The organism is Pseudomonas piscis, from assembly GCF_009380155.1.
GTDB lineage: Bacteria > Pseudomonadota > Gammaproteobacteria > Pseudomonadales > Pseudomonadaceae > Aquipseudomonas > Aquipseudomonas piscis.
On the sequence record NZ_WHUV01000007.1, the window covers coordinates 1 to 16,296 of the forward strand.

Sequence of the window (16,296 nt, forward strand, 5' to 3'; positions counted from 1 at the left end):
ATCCCGAACTCAGCAGTGAAACGATGCATCGCCGATGGTAGTGTGGGGTTTCCCCATGTGAGAGTAGGTCATCGTCAAGATTAAATTCCGAAACCCCAATTGCGAAAGCAGTTGGGGTTTTGTCTTTGCGCGGACGAAAACTAGCAGAGTGGCCCGGCACTTGCCGGGACTGACCTGGCTCAGGCAAGTACCTATCCTTCTTCTGGCGGGCATTTTGTTCCGAAATCCCATGGTCGTACTCAGCAGGATCCACCGCGGTGATTTCTATGCAATGAACCTTGGCATGGCTATGATGCCTGCCTCACTGTGAGGCGGAACCTGATGTCAACGTTGTTAGAGCTTCTTAAGGATGGGCGCTTTCACTCGGGGCAAGCCCTTGGGGAAGCATTGGGTGTTAGTCGTAGCGCTATCTGGAAACAGTTGCAGCTCCTTGAGGCCGAGTTGGGCCTTGTCGTACATAAGGTGCGAGGCCGGGGATATCAATTGGCCTCTCCAATTGCCTTGCTTAGTTCTTCAGATATTACCCAGCACTCTTCAAACGGTGCCTGGTGTATTCAGATCCACGACTCCATTGACTCTACGAATGCCGAGGCCTTGCGCTCTATCGAGCGCGGAACTCCAGCACCGCTCCTTGTATTGGCAGAGCGCCAGACTGCAGGGCGTGGTCGACGAGGTCGTAAGTGGGTGAGCCCCTTTGCTGAGAACATCTATTACAGCCTTGTGCTGCGTATTGAGCGTGGGATGCGTCAGCTTGAAGGGCTTAGCCTGGTTGTCGGGCTGGCTGTTATGCATACCCTCAAAGAGTGTGGAGTGCCAGGGGCTGGATTGAAGTGGCCAAATGACGTCCTGGTTGGTCAAAAGAAGATTGCCGGAGTTCTTTTGGAGCTGGTTGGAGACCCGGCAGACGTGTGCCACGTGGTCCTGGGGATCGGGATTAATGTGAATATGCAGTTGACCGAGGAGGTTGATCAAGAATGGACCTCGGTCAGACTTCAGTCTGGCAAGTTGATCGATCGCAATTATCTGATTGCCCGTTTGAATGAGGTTTTAGCGGGTTACCTGGAGCGTCACCGCTCTGAAGGTTTCGCCGCTATCCAGGAAGAGTGGGAAAGGCACCACCTTTGGCAGGGGCGCTCAGTGAGCCTCATTGCGGGGGCGCATAGTGTTATCGGTACTGTATTGGGCATCGATAGACAGGGTGCCTTGCGCTTGAGTGTTGCTGGTGAGGAGAAGGTATTCAGTGGTGGTGAACTCAGCTTGAGGCTGCACGGCGAGTCCTGATCGCCAGGCTAGAAGCCGAGCCGCTCTGTACGGTTGGGGGCCGCCCTCCGAGCGCTGGGAGCTTTGGGGACTAGCCCGCGCGCTCCTCCAGTTAAGATTGGATGCATTTGGCCTGGGGTATGTTCAATTATTAGCTGGACCGGGTCTCCATAATAGTGAAGCGCTGCTCCCGCGGGCGCCTCCAGGTATTTTGTCTGATCTATGTTAGGAGCAGCCTTGCTCCTTCTCCTGAGGTTTTTATGCGCTGGCTGTTTCTTTTGTTGTTGGTCCTCAATGGCTTTTACTACATCTGGCATCAGCAGGAAGCGCCGCTTCGTGCAAAAGAAGTCATGCCTTTGTCGTTGTATCGGGGTGACCAGCAGGATATCCGTTTGCTGAGCGAGTCTGCAGAATCGGTGGAGAGACGGGATAGAGGAAAAGGAGCGCAGGTTGATGCGGGGTGCCTCTATCTTGGTGGTTTTGTTCGTCGAGAGCCTGCTTTATCTCTTGAGCAGCGCCTGGCAGGTTTTGGGGTGGAGGCTCGCCTGCAGTCTTTGAGTATTGCTACAGCGCCGGGCTTCTGGTTGCGCATTGCCCCTGAAAGCAAGCATTTATTGGATGATTCCCAGCTCCAGAACCTTGCTAAGGAATTCAATGAGTTAAAACATAAAATAATGCCCTGCGAGGGGGTTGCAACTGTCGAATAGGTTGCATAGAATGGCGCCCGCTCCGCAGCGAAGACCTCTAGAGGTTAAAGCAGCAGGGCAGCGTCAATGCAGCTAACCTCAAGATTTAATTGAGAAAATGCTTGACAGAAGGGTGGCATGATGTAGAATGTCGCCTCGCTTAGGAGGGGTTCCCGAGCGGCCAAAGGGATCAGACTGTAAATCTGACGTCTACGACTTCGAAGGTTCGAATCCTTCCCCCTCCACCAGATTTAGCGAGAGCTGCAGGCTCCGCGGGTATAGTTTAGTGGTAGAACCTCAGCCTTCCAAGCTGATGATGCGGGTTCGATTCCCGCTACCCGCTCCAAGTTTGCAGATTTTGCAAAGTGTTACGCTCTTGTAGCTCAGTTGGTAGAGCACACCCTTGGTAAGGGTGAGGTCAGCGGTTCAAATCCGCTCAAGAGCTCCATATAACAAGGCAGATATGAAAATATCTGCCTTTGTTTTAATGGCTTGGGTGACTTGCTTAATTCTTCTCCTAGGGGTGACTTCGATGGCTAAGGAAAAGTTCGAACGTAATAAGCCGCACGTTAACGTGGGTACTATCGGTCACGTTGACCACGGTAAAACCACTTTGACCGCTGCTCTGACTCGCGTTTGCTCCGAAGTTTTCGGTTCGGCTCGTGTTGACTTCGACAAGATCGACAGCGCTCCAGAAGAAAAAGCTCGTGGTATCACCATCAACACTGCGCACGTAGAGTACGATTCGAACATTCGTCACTACGCGCACGTTGACTGCCCAGGTCACGCCGACTACGTAAAAAACATGATCACTGGTGCTGCCCAGATGGACGGCGCGATCCTGGTTTGCTCGGCTGCCGATGGTCCGATGCCACAAACTCGTGAGCACATCCTGCTGTCCCGCCAGGTAGGCGTTCCGTACATCGTTGTCTTCCTGAATAAGGCTGACATGGTTGACGACGCTGAGCTGCTGGAGCTGGTTGAGATGGAAGTGCGCGATCTGCTGAGCACTTACGACTTCCCGGGTGATGACACTCCGATCATCATCGGTTCGGCTCTGATGGCTCTGAACGGCCAAGACGACAACGAAATGGGTACCACCGCTGTTAAGCGTCTGGTAGAAACTCTGGATACCTACATCCCAGAGCCAGAGCGTGCTATCGACAAGCCGTTCCTGATGCCAATCGAAGACGTGTTCTCGATCTCCGGTCGTGGCACCGTGGTAACTGGCCGTGTTGAGCGTGGCATCGTTCGCATCCAGGAAGAAGTTGAGATCGTGGGTCTGCGCGATACTCAGAAAACTACCTGCACCGGCGTTGAAATGTTCCGCAAGCTGCTGGACGAAGGTCGTGCTGGTGAGAACTGCGGCGTTCTGCTGCGTGGCACCAAGCGTGACGACGTTGAGCGTGGCCAGGTTCTGGTTAAGCCAGGTACCGTTAAGCCGCACACCAAGTTCACTGCTGAAGTTTACGTTCTGAGCAAAGAAGAAGGCGGCCGTCATACTCCGTTCTTCAAAGGCTACCGTCCACAGTTCTACTTCCGTACTACTGACGTGACCGGTAACTGCGAACTGCCAGAAGGCGTTGAAATGGTAATGCCAGGTGACAACATCCAGATGACTGTCACTCTGATCAAAACCATCGCGATGGAAGATGGTCTGCGTTTCGCTATCCGTGAAGGCGGTCGTACCGTCGGCGCTGGCGTCGTAGCCAAAGTCATCGAGTAAGTTCTTGCAAAGTCCCCGTCAGGCCGATATAATGGTCGGCCTGATTTTGTTTTTAGGTCAGTAGCTCAATTGGCAGAGCGACGGTCTCCAAAACCGTAGGTTGGGGGTTCGATTCCCTCCTGACCTGCCAGATTCACTCAATGTGTCTGGCTTTCTTTTCACAGGATCTTCATAGATGACTCCTAAGGCTGAAGCTCAAGGTTCTCGCTTCGATCTGCTGAAGTGGCTCGTTGTTGTCGCTTTGGTGGTCGTTGGTGTTGTTGGTAATCAGTATTATTCTGGTCTGCCGATCCTGTACCGCGTCCTGGCGCTGCTTGTTATTGCTGCTGTTGCTGCCTTCGTGGGTCTGCAAACTGCAAAAGGCAAGTCGTTCTTTGTCCTGGTTAAAGAAGCTCGCACTGAGATTCGTAAAGTCGTATGGCCAACCCGTCAAGAAACCACTCAGACCACGCTGATTGTCGTGGCTGTAGTTTTGGTTATGGCGTTGCTGTTGTGGGGGCTTGACTCCCTTCTGGGTTGGATCGTTTCCTTGATTGTTGGCTAAGGGTGTCCCGTGGCTAAGCGTTGGTACGTTGTGCATGCTTACTCGGGTTACGAGAAGCATGTAATGCGCTCGCTGATCGAGCGTGTGAAGCTGGCTGGCATGGAAGATGGCTTCGGCGAAATTCTGGTCCCCACTGAAGAAGTGGTTGAGATGCGCAACGGCCAGAAGCGCAAGAGTGAGCGTAAATTCTTCCCTGGTTATGTGCTTGTCCAGATGGATATGAATGAGGGTACTTGGCACTTGGTCAAGGATACTCCTCGTGTAATGGGCTTTATTGGTGGTACCGCTGACAAGCCGGCGCCGATCACTGATAAGGAAGCGGAAGCAATTCTGCGTCGTGTCGCTGATGGTAGCGACAAGCCCAAGCCTAAGACCCTGTTTGAGCCAGGTGAGGTGGTCCGGGTTACTGACGGTCCGTTCGCTGATTTCAATGGCACGGTCGAAGAGGTTAACTACGAAAAGAGCCGGATCCAAGTGGCTGTGCTCATTTTCGGTCGCTCTACTCCGGTAGAGTTGGAGTTCAGTCAGGTCGAAAAGGCATAACTGAACGAGAATCCCATACCCCGCAGCCCTAGGCTGTGGGGTTTTGTCGTCACTGGGATAAACGCGCAAGTAACCGGGGAGCCTTTTTAGGCGTCTGAACCCGTAATTGGAGTGCCTCATGGCTAAGAAGATTACTGCTTACATCAAGCTGCAAGTTAAGGCCGCTCAGGCCAACCCAAGCCCGCCCGTTGGTCCAGCTCTGGGTCAGCACGGCGTGAACATCATGGAATTCTGCAAGGCCTTCAACGCCCGTACTCAGGGTCTTGAGCCAGGTCTGCCGACTCCAGTGATCATCACTGTGTACAGTGACCGTAGCTTCACTTTCGAAACCAAGAGCACCCCCGCTTCGGTTCTGCTGAAGAAGGCTGCTGGTTTGACTAGCGGTTCCGCTCGTCCGAACACCGTTAAGGTTGGCACTGTTACCCGTGCTCAGCTGGAAGAGATCGCGAAAACCAAAAACGCTGATCTGACCGCAGCTGATATGGATGCAGCCGTGCGTACTATCGCCGGTTCTGCTCGTAGCATGGGCCTTAACGTGGAGGGTGTGTAATGGCTAAGCTGACCAAGCGCCAAAAGGCTATCGCCGGCAAGATTGAAGCAGGCAAAGCCTACAATTTCGTAGATGCCGCCGCTCTCCTGACCGAACTGTCGACCGTTAAGTTCAACGAGTCCGTAGATGTAGCTGTGAATCTGGGCGTAGACCCACGTAAGTCTGACCAGGTTGTTCGCAGCGCTACTGTGCTGCCACACGGCACTGGCAAGACCGTTCGTGTTGCTGTGTTTACCCAGGGTCCAGCTGCTGAAGCCGCTCTGGCTGCCGGTGCTGACCGTGTAGGTATGGATGAACTGGCTGCCGAAATGAAAGGCGGCGACCTGAACTACGACGTGGTTATCGCTTCTCCGGACGCGATGCGCGTTGTGGGTCAGCTGGGTCAGGTTCTGGGTCCTCGTGGTCTGATGCCTAACCCGAAAGTAGGTACCGTGACTCCAGACGTCGCTTCGGCTGTTAAAAACGCCAAGGCTGGTCAGGTTCGCTATCGTACCGACAAGAACGGCATTATCCACACCTCCGTTGGCAAGGTCGGCTTCGACGCCGTCAAGCTGAAGGAGAACGTTGAAGCTCTGATCGCTGATCTGAAGCGTATCAAGCCGGCTTCTTCGAAAGGTATCTACGTGAAGCGCGTTACCCTGAGTACCACTATGGGCCCAGGCCTGGTCATCGACCAAAGCTCGCTGGACGTATAAATACGAACTGGCGCGAGCGATTGCGTCAGTTGAAAAAAATTGGGGTCCCTGCCTGGCGGGGGCTATCCAAGACCGTAGGCGACGCAAGTCTTAAACCACAAGCCTACGCAGATGGTGCTCCCGGTTCCTTACCGAATCAGACACCAAAACGACATCCAACCCAGGTTGGATGAAACGGTAACAAGCAGGAGTTAAACCCGTGGCAATTAAACTCGAAGACAAGAAGGCCATCGTCGCTGAAGTCAACGAGGCTGCCAAAGTTGCCCTGTCCGCTGTTGTGGCTGATGCCCGTGGTGTGACAGTAGGCGCTATGACCGGACTCCGTAAAGAGGCCCGCGAAGCTGGTGTTTATGTACGCGTTGTACGTAACACCCTGCTGAAGCGCGCTGTTGAAGGCACTCAATATGACGTGCTCAACGACGCGTTCGTCGGCCCTACCCTGATTGCATTCTCCAAGGAACATCCGGGCGCTGCTGCTCGTATTTTCAAAGAGTTCGCAAAGGGTCAGGAAAAGTTCGAGATCAAGGCAGCTGCGTTCGAGGGCAAGTACCTCGCAGCAAACGAGATCGACGTGTTGGCTTCGCTGCCAACTCGCGACGAGGCTATTGCGAAGCTGATGAGCGTGATCCAAGGCGCTACCAGCAAGCTGGCTCGTACTCTGGCGGCTATTCGCGACCAGAAAGAAGCTGCTGCAGCCTAAGGCTCCGCAAGCTCTTTCTAAATCATACGTTTAATTTGATAGCTGCGTAGGCTGTCACCCCAATACAGGAATCTATAGTCATGTCTCTGACTAACGAGCAAATCATCGAAGCAATCGGCCAGAAAACCGTTCTGGAAGTTGTTGAGCTGATCAAAGCGATGGAAGAAACCTTCGGCGTTACCGCTGCTGTTGCCGCTGCTGGCCCAGCTGCTGCCGCTGCTGTTGTTGAAGAGCAAACCGAGTTCAACGTTATCCTGGCTGACGCTGGCGATAAGAAAGTGAACGTGATCAAGGCTGTACGTGAACTGACCGGTCTGGGCCTGAAAGAAGCCAAGGCTGTAGTTGACGGCGCTCCTGGCATGGTTCTGGAAGGCGTTGCTAAAGAAGCCGCTGACAAAGCCAAAGCAGCTCTGGAAGAAGCGGGCGCTAAAGTCGAGCTCAAGTAAGCATCGACTTTGTGTCTCCAGCCCGAGCGTTGAGCGAACGGCTGATGGCTGGTGGCTTTTGCCACCGGCCTTTTTCCGTTATTGGCTACCGACTGGGTCGGTGCCTTTAACGTGTTGTAACCCACCCTGTGCGGTGGCGCAAACCAAAGGGTTTGCACGATTTTCTGGCTGCCCCCGTCGGGGTCAGCCGAATAAGCAGGTGACCAAGCTGGGGAACGCTGATGGCTTACTCATACACTGAGAAAAAACGTATCCGCAAGGACTTTAGCAAGTTGCCGGACGTCATGGATGTGCCTTACCTCCTGGCCATCCAGCTGGATTCGTATCGTGAATTCTTGCAAGCGGGAGCGACTAAAGATCAGTTCCGCGACGTGGGCCTGCATGCGGCCTTCAAATCCGTTTTCCCGATCATCAGCTACTCCGGCAATGCTGCGTTGGAGTATGTCGGTTATCGTCTGGGCGAGCCGGCATTTGATGTCAAAGAATGCGTGTTGCGTGGTGTAACTTACGCCGTACCTTTGCGGGTAAAAGTTCGTCTGATCATTTTCGACAAAGAATCGTCGAACAAAGCGATCAAGGACATCAAAGAGCAAGAAGTCTACATGGGTGAAATTCCCCTGATGACTGAGAACGGTACCTTCGTTATCAACGGTACCGAGCGTGTGATCGTTTCCCAGTTGCACCGTTCCCCTGGCGTGTTCTTCGACCACGACCGTGGCAAGACGCACAGCTCCGGTAAACTGCTGTACTCCGCGCGAATCATTCCTTACCGCGGTTCGTGGTTGGACTTCGAGTTCGACCCGAAAGACTGCGTGTTCGTACGTATCGACCGTCGTCGCAAGCTGCCTGCCTCGGTACTGCTGCGTGCGCTGGGCTACACCACTGAAGAAGTGCTGGACGCGTTCTACACCACTAACGTATTCCACGTGAAAGGCGAGAGCCTGAGCCTGGAGCTGGTGCCTCAGCGCCTGCGTGGTGAAGTAGCGGTTCTGGACATCCAGGACGACAAAGGCAAGGTTATTGTCGAGCAAGGTCGTCGTATCACCGCTCGTCATATCAACCAGCTGGAAAAAGCCGGTATCAAGGAACTCGACGTGCCTCTGGACTATGTCCTGGGCCGTACCACCGCCAAGGCCATCGTGCATCCGGCAACCGGTGAGATCCTGGCAGAGTGCAACACCGAGCTGAACACCGAGCTGCTGGCAAAGATTGCCAAGGCTCAGGTCGTTCGCATCGAGACCCTGTACACCAACGATATCGACTGTGGTCCGTTCATTTCCGACACGTTGAAGATCGACTCCACCGGCAACCAACTGGAAGCACTGGTCGAGATCTATCGCATGATGCGTCCTGGTGAGCCGCCGACCAAGGACGCCGCCGAGACTCTGTTCAACAACCTGTTCTTCAGCCCAGAGCGCTATGACCTCTCCGCCGTTGGCCGGATGAAGTTCAACCGTCGTATCGGTCGTACCGAAATCGAAGGTTCGGGCGTGCTGTGCAAGGAAGACATCGTTGCTGTTCTGAAGACCCTGGTCGACATCCGTAACGGTAAAGGCATCGTCGACGACATCGACCACCTGGGTAACCGTCGTGTGCGTTGCGTAGGCGAGATGGCCGAGAACCAGTTCCGCGTAGGCCTGGTGCGTGTTGAGCGCGCGGTCAAGGAACGTCTGTCGATGGCTGAAAGCGAAGGCCTGATGCCGCAGGACCTGATCAATGCCAAGCCTGTGGCTGCGGCTGTGAAGGAGTTCTTCGGTTCCAGCCAGCTGTCGCAGTTCATGGACCAGAACAACCCGCTGTCGGAGATCACCCACAAGCGCCGTGTTTCTGCACTCGGCCCAGGCGGTCTGACTCGTGAGCGTGCAGGCTTCGAAGTCCGTGACGTACACCCGACCCACTACGGTCGTGTATGCCCGATCGAAACGCCTGAAGGTCCGAACATCGGTCTGATCAACTCCCTGGCAGCCTATGCCCGCACCAACCAGTACGGCTTCCTGGAAAGCCCGTACCGCGTGGTGAAGGAAGGCCTCGTAACCGACGAGATCGTGTTCCTGTCCGCCATTGAAGAGGCCGATCATGTGATCGCCCAGGCTTCGGCGACCATGAACGAAAAAGGCCAACTGATCGATGAGCTGGTAGCTGTTCGTCACCTGAACGAATTCACCGTCAAGGCGCCGGAAGACGTCACCCTGATGGACGTTTCGCCTAAGCAGGTAGTTTCGGTCGCAGCATCGCTGATTCCGTTCCTCGAGCACGACGACGCCAACCGTGCATTGATGGGTTCCAACATGCAGCGTCAGGCTGTGCCAACCCTGCGTGCCGACAAGCCGCTGGTAGGTACCGGCATGGAGCGCAACGTTGCCCGTGACTCCGGCGTTTGCGTGGTTGCTCGCCGCGGTGGCGTGATCGACTCGGTTGATGCCAGCCGTATCGTCGTTCGCGTAGCTGATGACGAGGTCGAAACCGGTGAAGCAGGTGTGGATATCTACAACCTCACCAAGTACACCCGCTCGAACCAGAACACCTGCATCAACCAGCGTCCGCTGGTGAGCAAGGGTGACAAGGTCCAGCGTGGCGACATCATGGCTGACGGTCCGTCCACCGACATGGGTGAGCTGGCGCTGGGTCAGAACATGCGCATCGCGTTCATGGCATGGAACGGCTTCAACTTCGAAGACTCCATTTGCCTCTCCGAGCGCGTGGTTCAAGAAGACCGCTTCACCACGATCCACATCCAGGAACTGACCTGCGTGGCGCGTGACACCAAGCTTGGCCCAGAGGAAATCACCGCGGACATCCCGAACGTGGGTGAGGCTGCGCTGAACAAGCTGGACGAGGCTGGTATCGTTTATGTGGGTGCTGAAGTCGGCGCCGGCGACATCCTGGTTGGTAAGGTCACTCCGAAAGGCGAGACCCAGCTGACTCCGGAAGAGAAGCTGCTGCGTGCGATCTTCGGTGAAAAGGCCAGCGACGTTAAAGACACCTCCCTGCGCGTACCTACCGGTACCAAAGGTACTGTCATCGACGTTCAGGTCTTCACTCGTGACGGCGTCGAGCGTGACTCGCGTGCCCTGTCGATCGAGAAGAGCCAGCTGGACGAGATCCGCAAGGATCTGAACGAAGAGTTCCGCATCGTAGAAGGCGCGACCTTCGAACGTTTGCGTGCCGCCCTGGTCGGCCATAAGGCCGAAGGTGGTGCAGGCCTGAAGAAGGGTCAGGACATCACTGACGAAGTGCTCGATGGTCTTGAGCGCGGCCAGTGGTTCAAGCTGCGCATGGCGGAAGATGCTCTGAACGAGCAGCTCGAGAAGGCCCAGGCCTACATCGTCGATCGCCGTCGCCTGCTGGACGACAAGTTCGAAGACAAGAAGCGCAAGCTGCAGCAAGGTGATGACCTGGCTCCGGGCGTGCTGAAAATCGTCAAGGTCTACCTGGCAATCCGTCGTCGTATCCAGCCTGGTGACAAGATGGCCGGTCGCCACGGTAACAAGGGTGTGGTCTCCGTGATCATGCCGGTCGAAGACATGCCGCACGACGCCAACGGTACTCCGGTCGATGTCGTACTGAACCCTCTGGGCGTACCTTCGCGTATGAACGTTGGTCAGATTCTCGAAACTCACCTTGGCCTGGCGGCCAAAGGTCTGGGCGAGAAGATCAACCGTATGGTCGAAGAACAGCGCAAGGTCGCAGAACTGCGTACTTTCCTGGACGAGATCTACAACCAGATCGGTGGTCGCAACGAAGACCTGGATAGCTTCTCCGACCAGGAGATCCTGGACCTGGCGAACAACCTGCGCGGCGGTGTGCCGATGGCCACTCCGGTGTTCGACGGCGCCAAGGAAAGCGAAATCAAGGCCATGCTGAAACTGGCGGACCTGCCAGAAAGCGGCCAGATGCAACTGACTGACGGCCGTACCGGCAACAAGTTCGAGCGTCCAGTTACCGTTGGCTACATGTACATGCTGAAACTGAACCACCTGGTAGACGACAAGATGCACGCTCGTTCTACTGGTTCGTACAGCCTGGTTACCCAGCAGCCGCTGGGTGGTAAGGCACAGTTCGGTGGTCAGCGTTTCGGGGAGATGGAGGTCTGGGCACTGGAAGCATACGGTGCTGCGTACACTCTGCAAGAAATGCTCACAGTGAAGTCGGACGACGTGAACGGCCGTACCAAGATGTACAAGAACATCGTGGATGGCGATCACCGTATGGAGCCGGGCATGCCCGAGTCCTTCAACGTGTTGATCAAGGAAATTCGTTCCCTCGGCATCGATATCGATCTGGAAACCGAATAACACGTGACGCGAAGGGGAGTGGGGCAGGTATTGCCCGCTTCCTGCTCCGCCAGGAGGAAAGGCCTTGAAAGACCTACTGAATTTGCTGAAAAACCAGGGTCAAGTCGAAGAGTTCGACGCCATCCGTATTGGATTGGCCTCGCCTGAGATGATCCGTTCGTGGTCGTTCGGTGAAGTTAAAAAGCCGGAAACCATCAACTACCGTACGTTCAAACCTGAGCGCGACGGCCTGTTCTGCGCCAAGATCTTTGGTCCAGTGAAGGATTACGAGTGCCTGTGCGGTAAGTACAAGCGCTTGAAGCATCGTGGTGTGATCTGCGAGAAGTGCGGCGTTGAAGTCGCGCTGGCCAAGGTTCGTCGTGAGCGCATGGCGCACATCGAACTGGCCTCTCCAGTCGCCCACATCTGGTTCCTGAAATCGCTGCCGTCCCGTATCGGCTTGCTGATGGACATGACCCTGCGTGATATCGAGCGCGTGCTCTACTTCGAGAGCTACGTCGTTATCGACCCGGGCATGACCACCCTGGAGAAGGGCCAGCTGCTGAACGACGAGCAGTACTTCGAAGCGTTGGAAGAGTTCGGTGATGACTTCGATGCCCGCATGGGTGCCGAAGCTGTCCGCGAACTGCTGCACGCTATCGACCTGGAGCACGAGATCGGCCGCCTGCGTGAAGAGATTCCGCAAACCAACTCGGAAACCAAGATCAAGAAGCTGTCCAAGCGCCTGAAGTTGATGGAAGCCTTCCAGGGCTCCGGCAACCTGCCTGAGTGGATGGTGCTGACCGTTCTACCGGTTCTGCCGCCAGATCTGCGTCCACTGGTTCCGCTGGATGGCGGTCGCTTCGCGACTTCCGACCTCAACGATCTGTATCGTCGGGTGATCAACCGTAACAACCGTCTGAAGCGCCTGCTGGATCTGTCTGCGCCTGACATCATCGTGCGCAACGAAAAGCGCATGTTGCAGGAAGCGGTCGATGCACTGCTCGACAACGGTCGTCGCGGTCGCGCCATCACCGGTTCGAACAAGCGTCCTCTGAAATCCCTGGCCGACATGATCAAGGGTAAGCAAGGTCGTTTCCGTCAGAACTTGCTCGGTAAGCGTGTTGACTACTCCGGCCGTTCGGTAATTACCGTAGGTCCGACCCTGCGTCTGCACCAGTGCGGTCTGCCGAAGAAGATGGCTCTCGAGCTGTTCAAGCCGTTCATTTTCGGCAAGCTGGAAATGCGTGGTCTGGCGACCACCATCAAGGCCGCCAAGAAGATGGTCGAGCGTGAGCTGCCAGAGGTTTGGGACGTTCTCGCCGAAGTGATTCGCGAACACCCCGTACTGCTCAACCGTGCGCCGACCCTTCACCGTCTGGGTATCCAGGCGTTTGAGCCCGTACTGATCGAAGGTAAGGCTATCCAGCTGCACCCTCTGGTTTGTGCGGCGTACAACGCCGACTTCGACGGTGACCAAATGGCCGTGCACGTACCGCTGACGCTGGAAGCCCAGCTGGAAGCGCGTGCGTTGATGATGTCGACCAACAACATCCTGTCGCCAGCCAACGGTGAGCCGATCATCGTTCCGTCGCAGGACGTGGTACTGGGTCTGTACTACATGACCCGTGAAGCGATCAACGCCAAGGGCGAAGGTCGTGTGTTCGCGGACCTGCAGGAAGTCGACCGCGTATTCCGCGCCGGCGAAGCTGCTCTGCATGCCAAGATCAAGGTTCGTATCAGCGAAACCGTCAATGATCGTGATGGCGGCAGCGTGAGCGCCACCCGTATCGTCGACACCACTGTCGGCCGTGCGCTGCTGTTCCAGGTTGTGCCGAAGGGCCTGTCGTTCGACGTCGTCAACCTGCCGATGAAGAAGAAGGCGATTTCCAAGCTGATCAACCAGTGCTACCGCGTGGTTGGTCTGAAAGAGACCGTGATCTTCGCTGACCAGTTGATGTACACCGGTTTTGCCTACTCGACCATTTCCGGCGTTTCCATCGGTGTTAACGACTTCGTTATCCCGGATGAAAAAGCCCGCATCATCGGTGCTGCCACCGACGAAGTGAAAGAGATCGAGAGCCAGTACGCCTCCGGCCTGGTAACCCAGGGTGAGAAGTACAACAAGGTGATCGACCTGTGGTCGAAGGCCAACGACGAAGTTTCCAAGGCGATGATGGCCAACCTCTCGAAGGAGAAGGTCGTCGACCGTAATGGCGATGAAGTCGAGCAAGAGTCGTTCAACTCGATGTACATGATGGCTGACTCGGGTGCGCGGGGTTCCGCGGCTCAGATCCGTCAGCTGGCCGGTATGCGTGGTCTGATGGCCAAGCCGGACGGCTCCATCATCGAGACGCCGATTACTGCGAACTTCCGTGAAGGTCTGAGCGTACTCCAGTACTTCATCTCGACCCACGGTGCTCGTAAAGGTCTGGCGGATACCGCATTGAAGACTGCGAACTCCGGTTACCTGACTCGTCGTCTGGTAGACGTGGCGCAAGACCTGGTGGTTACCGAGATCGATTGCGGTACCGAGCACGGCCTGCTGATGACTCCGCACATTGAAGGCGGTGACGTAGTAGAGCCTCTGGGTGAGCGCGTATTGGGTCGTGTTATTGCCCGTGATGTATTCAAGCCAGGCACCGAGGACGTTATCGTTCCTGCCGGTACCTTGGTAGACGAGAAGTGGGTCGAGTTCATCGAGCTCAACAGCATCGACGAAGTGGTTGTGCGTTCGCCGATCAGCTGTGAAACCCGCTATGGCATCTGCGCCAAGTGCTACGGCCGCGATCTGGCTCGTGGTCACCAGGTGAACATTGGTGAGGCTGTAGGTGTAATTGCCGCTCAGTCCATCGGTGAGCCGGGTACCCAGCTGACCATGCGTACGTTCCACATCGGTGGTGCGGCGAGCCGGACCTCGGCAGCCGACAGCGTCCAGGTGAAGAACGGCGGTACTGTACGCCTGCATAACCTGAAGCACGTAGAGCGTGTCGACGGTCACCTGGTTGCCGTGTCTCGTTCTGGTGAGTTGGCGATTGCCGACGACTTCGGTCGCGAGCGCGAGCGCTACAAGCTGCCATACGGTGCCGTGATTTCGGTGAAGGAAGGCGACAAGGTCGACGCTGGTGCCATCGTGGCCAAGTGGGACCCGCACACCCACCCGATCGTTACCGAAATGAAAGGTACCGTGACCTACGTGGGCATGGAAGAAGGCATCACGATCAAGCGTCAGACCGACGAATTGACCGGTATGACCAACATCGAAGTGCTCGATGTCAAAGACCGTCCAGCTGCTGGTAAGGACATTCGTCCTGCCGTGAAGATGGTGGGTATGGATGGCAAGGATCTGCTGCTGCCAGGTACCGACGTACCGGCCCAGTACTTCCTGCCGGCTAACGCCCTGGTTGGTGTTGCCGACGGTGCCCAGATTGCGATCGGTGATGTTATCGCTCGTATTCCGCAGGAAACCTCGAAGACCCGTGACATCACCGGTGGTCTGCCGCGCGTTGCCGACTTGTTCGAGGCTCGTCGTCCGAAAGAAGCGTCGATCCTGGCGGAAGTCAGCGGTACCATCGCGTTCGGTAAGGAAACCAAGGGCAAGCGTCGCCTGGTCATCACCCCGAACGATGGTAGCGATCCGTACGAGGAGCTGATTCCGAAGTGGCGTCACCTGAACGTCTTCGAAGGCGAACAAGTGAACCGCGGCGAAGTTATCTCCGACGGTCCAAGCGATCCACACGACATCCTGCGTCTGCTGGGTGTAAGTGCGCTGGCCAAGTACATCGTCAACGAGATCCAGGACGTTTACCGTCTGCAAGGCGTGAAGATCAACGACAAGCACATCGAGACGATCCTGCGTCAGATGCTGCGTAAGGTCGAGATCTCCGAGTCCGGTGATTCCAGCTTCATCAAGGGCGACCAGATGGAACTGACTCACGTGCTGGTGGAAAACGAGCGCCTGAGCACCGAAGACAAGTTCATCGCCAAGTTCACCCGCGTACTGCTGGGTATCACCAAGGCGTCCTTGTCTACCGAATCGTTCATCTCGGCGGCCTCTTTCCAAGAGACCACTCGCGTACTGACCGAAGCGGCGGTAACCGGCAAGCGCGACTACCTGCGCGGCCTGAAAGAAAACGTGGTCGTGGGTCGTCTGATCCCGGCTGGTACTGGCCTGGCTTACCACAACGAGCGTAAGCGTCGTCGTGATGCCGACAAACCTCTGCGTGTGAGCGCAAGTGAAGTCGAAGCAGCACTGACCGAAGCGCTGAACTCCAGCGGTAGCTGATGCCTGCAGTAGATTGAGATCGAGGCCCCGACCTTTCCGATTGAGAAACGAGACAAATATGTCGAGTTTCACTGATCGGGGAGGTCGGGGCCTTGTCTTGACTGGGGCCAAGATCCTCTTTAGACTCTTGTACCCCTAAAATTGGTAGAGCGTGTGCTTTGCCATTTTGTTTATGTCGAAAGACAACAGTGGAGCTAGTAGATGGCAACTATCAACCAGCTGGTACGTCAGCCGCGCAAGCGTATCGTCGAGAAATCCGACGTGCCTGCGCTGCAGAACTGCCCGCAACGTCGTGGCGTGTGCACTCGCGTGTACACCACTACGCCGAAAAAACCTAACTCGGCACTGCGTAAAGTATGCCGTGTGCGTCTGACCAACGGTTTCGAGGTTTCCTCGTACATCGGTGGTGAAGGTCACAACCTGCAAGAGCACAGCGTCGTCCTGATCCGTGGCGGCCGTGTAAAAGACTTGCCAGGTGTTCGTTACCACACCGTTCGCGGCTCCCTGGATACTTCCGGCGTTAAAGGTCGTAACCAAGGTCGTTCGAAGTACGGTACCAAGCGTCCGAAGTAATCGGTCGTTTTGCA

Annotated in this window: 12 protein-coding genes, 4 tRNA genes and 1 rRNA gene; all 17 read left to right on the forward strand. The window is 55.8% G+C overall.

Annotated elements, in window-relative coordinates:
* A 5S ribosomal RNA gene (gene rrf / locus GDH07_RS32985) occupies positions 1-80 on the forward strand; the annotation flags it as partial.
* A gap of 241 nt (positions 81-321) precedes the next feature.
* Entirely contained in the window at positions 322-1,281 is a 960-nt protein-coding gene (birA, locus tag GDH07_RS28850; RefSeq protein WP_152899576.1) for a bifunctional biotin--[acetyl-CoA-carboxylase] ligase/biotin operon repressor BirA, read from the forward strand.
* Positions 1,282-1,520: 239 nt separating this feature from the next.
* Entirely contained in the window at positions 1,521-1,967 is a 447-nt protein-coding gene (locus tag GDH07_RS28855; protein WP_085596891.1) for a hypothetical protein, read from the forward strand.
* 142 nt (positions 1,968-2,109) lie between these two features.
* Positions 2,110-2,194, forward strand: a tRNA-Tyr gene (locus GDH07_RS28860).
* A 24-nt stretch (positions 2,195-2,218) separates the two neighbouring features.
* A tRNA-Gly gene (locus GDH07_RS28865) sits at positions 2,219-2,292 on the forward strand.
* A gap of 26 nt (positions 2,293-2,318) precedes the next feature.
* A tRNA-Thr gene (locus tag GDH07_RS28870) sits at positions 2,319-2,394 on the forward strand.
* A gap of 84 nt (positions 2,395-2,478) precedes the next feature.
* Positions 2,479-3,672 carry an elongation factor Tu gene (gene tuf / locus GDH07_RS28875; RefSeq protein ID WP_011063776.1) on the forward strand — a complete coding sequence of 398 codons (1,194 nt, stop codon included), beginning with the start codon at positions 2,479-2,481 and terminating at the stop codon, positions 3,670-3,672.
* Between the two features lie 54 nt (positions 3,673-3,726).
* Positions 3,727-3,802, forward strand: a tRNA-Trp gene (locus GDH07_RS28880).
* Between the two features lie 45 nt (positions 3,803-3,847).
* Entirely contained in the window at positions 3,848-4,216 is a 369-nt protein-coding gene (gene secE, locus GDH07_RS28885; protein ID WP_053138903.1) for a preprotein translocase subunit SecE, read from the forward strand.
* A gap of 9 nt (positions 4,217-4,225) precedes the next feature.
* On the forward strand, positions 4,226-4,759 hold the full coding sequence (nusG, locus tag GDH07_RS28890; protein ID WP_002555501.1) for a transcription termination/antitermination protein NusG: 534 nt from the start codon (positions 4,226-4,228) through the stop codon (positions 4,757-4,759).
* Between the two features lie 118 nt (positions 4,760-4,877).
* On the forward strand, positions 4,878-5,309 hold the full coding sequence (gene rplK, locus GDH07_RS28895) for a 50S ribosomal protein L11 (protein WP_003176435.1): 432 nt from the start codon (positions 4,878-4,880) through the stop codon (positions 5,307-5,309).
* Complete coding sequence (gene rplA, locus GDH07_RS28900) at positions 5,309-6,004, forward strand: 50S ribosomal protein L1 (protein ID WP_053138906.1); 696 nt, start codon at positions 5,309-5,311, stop codon at positions 6,002-6,004. Before rplK ends, rplA begins: the two co-directional genes overlap by 1 nt.
* A gap of 199 nt (positions 6,005-6,203) precedes the next feature.
* The gene (gene rplJ / locus GDH07_RS28905; protein WP_053138910.1) at positions 6,204-6,704 is read left to right on the forward strand and encodes a 50S ribosomal protein L10; all 501 of its coding nucleotides are present in this window, start codon (positions 6,204-6,206) and stop codon (positions 6,702-6,704) included.
* Positions 6,705-6,784: 80 nt separating this feature from the next.
* A complete protein-coding gene (gene rplL / locus GDH07_RS28910; RefSeq protein WP_053138913.1) occupies positions 6,785-7,150 on the forward strand; it encodes a 50S ribosomal protein L7/L12 in 366 nt (121 codons plus the stop codon).
* 221 nt (positions 7,151-7,371) lie between these two features.
* Positions 7,372-11,445, forward strand: coding sequence for a DNA-directed RNA polymerase subunit beta (gene rpoB / locus GDH07_RS28915; RefSeq protein ID WP_053138916.1), 4,074 nt, complete (start codon positions 7,372-7,374; stop codon positions 11,443-11,445).
* A gap of 64 nt (positions 11,446-11,509) precedes the next feature.
* Positions 11,510-15,709, forward strand: coding sequence for a DNA-directed RNA polymerase subunit beta' (gene rpoC, locus GDH07_RS28920; protein ID WP_053138919.1), 4,200 nt, complete (start codon positions 11,510-11,512; stop codon positions 15,707-15,709).
* A gap of 201 nt (positions 15,710-15,910) precedes the next feature.
* Complete coding sequence (gene rpsL, locus GDH07_RS28925) at positions 15,911-16,282, forward strand: 30S ribosomal protein S12 (protein WP_003186084.1); 372 nt, start codon at positions 15,911-15,913, stop codon at positions 16,280-16,282.
* The last annotated feature ends 14 nt before the right edge of the window (positions 16,283-16,296 follow it).

Coding starts and splice junctions, on each gene's coding strand:
- birA (WP_152899576.1), top strand. CDS start 322: ATGTCAACGTTGTTAGAGCTTCTTAAGGATGGGCGCTTTCACTCGGGG.
- GDH07_RS28855 (WP_085596891.1), top strand. CDS start 1,521: ATGCGCTGGCTGTTTCTTTTGTTGTTGGTCCTCAATGGCTTTTACTAC.
- tuf (WP_011063776.1), top strand. CDS start 2,479: ATGGCTAAGGAAAAGTTCGAACGTAATAAGCCGCACGTTAACGTGGGT.
- secE (WP_053138903.1), top strand. CDS start 3,848: ATGACTCCTAAGGCTGAAGCTCAAGGTTCTCGCTTCGATCTGCTGAAG.
- rplK (WP_003176435.1), top strand. CDS start 4,878: ATGGCTAAGAAGATTACTGCTTACATCAAGCTGCAAGTTAAGGCCGCT.
- rplA (WP_053138906.1), top strand. CDS start 5,309: ATGGCTAAGCTGACCAAGCGCCAAAAGGCTATCGCCGGCAAGATTGAA.
- rplL (WP_053138913.1), top strand. CDS start 6,785: ATGTCTCTGACTAACGAGCAAATCATCGAAGCAATCGGCCAGAAAACC.
- rpoB (WP_053138916.1), top strand. CDS start 7,372: ATGGCTTACTCATACACTGAGAAAAAACGTATCCGCAAGGACTTTAGC.
- rpsL (WP_003186084.1), top strand. CDS start 15,911: ATGGCAACTATCAACCAGCTGGTACGTCAGCCGCGCAAGCGTATCGTC.